At 72.2% G+C, this 2,004-nt stretch carries 2 protein-coding genes; both read right to left on the bottom strand.

Annotated features, from left to right (window positions below; translation table 11 throughout):
- Positions 1 to 41: 41 nt before the first annotated feature.
- Positions 42 to 986, bottom strand: coding sequence for a S66 peptidase family protein (locus tag AC13HU_RS36310; RefSeq protein WP_483046260.1), 945 nt, complete (start codon positions 984 to 986; stop codon positions 42 to 44).
- Positions 983 to 1,957: an ABC transporter ATP-binding protein gene (locus AC13HU_RS36315; RefSeq protein WP_483046261.1), complete on the bottom strand. Its 975-nt coding sequence runs from the start codon at positions 1,955 to 1,957 to the stop codon at positions 983 to 985. Before AC13HU_RS36315 ends, AC13HU_RS36310 begins: the two co-directional genes overlap by 4 nt.
- Positions 1,958 to 2,004 lie beyond the last annotated feature (47 nt).

Below are 2,004 nucleotides of genomic sequence, written 5' to 3' on the forward strand. Positions count from 1 at the left end.
GGGCTCAACCGCCCCGTCGTCCCGGCCGCTTCGGCCTGTGGTCACTCCCGCGGATCGGCGAGTGGCTGGTCGAGGAAGGTCAGTGTCCCGCCGTCGGCGTCCAGCCGGGCCCGCACTCCGACCGGGTAGGTCTGCATCTGCGTGTTGTGGCCGATGTCCACCCCGGCCAGCACCGGCACGCCGAGGTCGCCGAAGCGCTCGGCCAGCATCCGGTCGATGTGCTCGGGGTTCCCGCACTCGGTGAACGTACCGAGGATGATCCCGGCCACACCGTCGAGGTAGCTCGTGGCGCGCCGGATCTGGGTGATGATCCGGTCCATCCGGAAGGGCAGTTCGTCGACGTCCTCCAGGAACAGGATCGCGTCCCTGGCCGGATACGACGTGTCGGTGCCGAGGTTGGCCGCGATCAAGGTGGCCGTCCCGCCCAGCGTCAGCCCCTCGGCGACGCCGGGCACCAGCGTCCGTGCGCCCGGGAAGTTCAGCTCCTTGACGCCGGACGGCGTGTAGAGCAGCTTCATCAGCTCGGTGAAGTCGTACTCCTGCGGGCCCTCCCAGAAGCCGCCGCAGGCCACCATCGGCCCGAACAGCGACACCCAGCCCAGTTTGACGGCCAGCGCCTCCAGCAGCGCCGTGACGTCCGAGTAACCGACCACGACCTTCGGGCGGTTGGGGTCGATGCGGCTCCAGTCGACCAGTTCCAGCGTGCGTTGCGAGCCGTAGCCGCCGCAGGCGAGGAACACGGCGGCGTACTCGGGGTCGGTCAGTGCGCGGGTCAGGTCACCGGCCCGCAGCGCGTCGTCCCCCGCCAGATAGTCGTACATACTTCCGGCGTCGCGGGCCGACCCGAAGACCTCCGGCACCAGGCCCACGGAGCGCAGGGCGGCCAGTCCCGACTCCAGGTGTTCCTGGTTGTCCACGGGCGAGCTGGCGCAGATCACGGCGACGGTGTCGCCGGGCTTCAACCCGGGCGGGCGAAGCAGAGTCATATCGTCTCCAGGGGTGTCGAACCGAGCAGATGGCAGGCGGCGCAGGAGGTGTCCGGCGCCAGCACCGGGAGTTCACGGCGGTCGCAGGCGGCCGCGGCGCGGTCGGCCGGCGAGGCGCCGGCCCAGCGGGTGCACCGCGGATGGAAGCGGCAGCCGGACGGGATCGCGGTCGGGTCCGGCGGCTCACCGGTCAGCAGGGTGGGGCGCCAGTCCTCGGCCCCGGTCGGCACCACCGACAACAGGGCCTTGGTGTAGGGGTGTTGCGGCCGCAGCAGGACCTCTTCGACGGTGCCCTGCTCGACCACCCGGCCCAGGTACATCACGGCCACCCGGTCGGCGATGTTCCAGGCCAGGCCGAGGTCATGACTGACCACCAGGGCCGACAGGCCGAGTTCGTCGCGCAGCCGCAGCATGAGCGCCAGGATCTCCCCGCGCACGGAGGCGTCCAGCGACGCCACCGGCTCGTCCGCCACGATGACCGACGGGTTCAGCGCCAGCACGCCGGCGATGACGACGCGCTGCTGCTGCCCGCCGGACAGTTCGTGCGGGTAGCGGCCGAAGAAGTCCTCCGGCGGGCGCAGCCCGGCTTGGGACAGCGCGTCGTGCACGGTGAGCGGCAGCCCGTCGGTGAGCCCGTGCAGCCGCGGGCCCATGGCCACGGCGTCGTACACGTTCTGCTTCGGGTTGAGGGCGCCGCCCGGGTCCTGGAGGACCAGTTGGGTGTGGCGGCGGTACGCCTTGAGCCCCTTGGCGGTGTAGTCCAGCGGCGTGCCGTCGTAGCGCACCTCGCCGCCGGTCGGCTTCACCAGGCCGACCAGCGAGCGGGCCAGGGTGGACTTGCCGCACCCGGACTCGCCGATGAGCGCGACGATCTCGCCCTTGCCGATCCGCAGGTTGACGCCGTCGACCGCGCGGGCCGGGCTGCGGCCGCGGGCGGCCGGGTAGACCACCGAGAGGTCGCGGACCTCCAGCGCGGCCGTGGACCGGCCGGGGCTGTGACCGGGGCTGGGGCTGGGGC

Source organism: Streptomyces sp. NH27 (assembly GCF_056859195.1).